Raw genomic sequence first — 437 nt, 5'->3', positions numbered from 1 at the left:
GCTGGGCATCGTGACGGCCACGGTGACCGCCGCAGCGTCGAGCCCGCCGGGGGCCGGGAAGACCCCGGCACCCAGCACCGTCACCGGGAGGTCGGCGGGGTCCAGCCCGGTGTCGACGACCGCCTCGTCGACCGCCGCGCCGAAGGCCGTGGGGTCCACCGGGCCCGGGCCCGACCGCGCAGCGCCCGGCTGCGGCCCCGACGGCGGGGCGCCGGTGCCGGACACGAAGTTCGTCGGCGACTCCGTGGTCAGCACGACGCCGTCGCGCACCACCCGGTACTGCAGGGCGGGCGGGCCGGAGGTGCCGGTCAACCGCGCCGTCGCGACGCCGTCCTGGGTGAGCACCGGCAGGAACGGGCGGGCGACCGAGCCGTCGGCCGCCACGACGAACCCCGGCGTCACCTCGACCGCGTCACCGGGGTCGGTCACCACCAGCA

The 437-nt window shown here is 78.3% G+C and carries 1 protein-coding gene; it reads right to left on the bottom strand.

Annotation, left to right across the window (positions count from 1 at the left end; genetic code table 11):
* The coding region (locus M3677_RS17380) for a hypothetical protein (RefSeq protein WP_251161197.1) at positions 1-437 on the bottom strand (437 nt) is incomplete at both ends.

The sequence above is a fragment of the Curtobacterium sp. P97 genome, from assembly GCF_023712445.1.
In the GTDB taxonomy this organism is placed as follows: Bacteria; Actinomycetota; Actinomycetes; order Actinomycetales; family Microbacteriaceae; genus Curtobacterium.
Note: the sequence above shows the minus strand (reverse complement) of the source record. Positions and strands in the feature narration are given on the sequence as shown.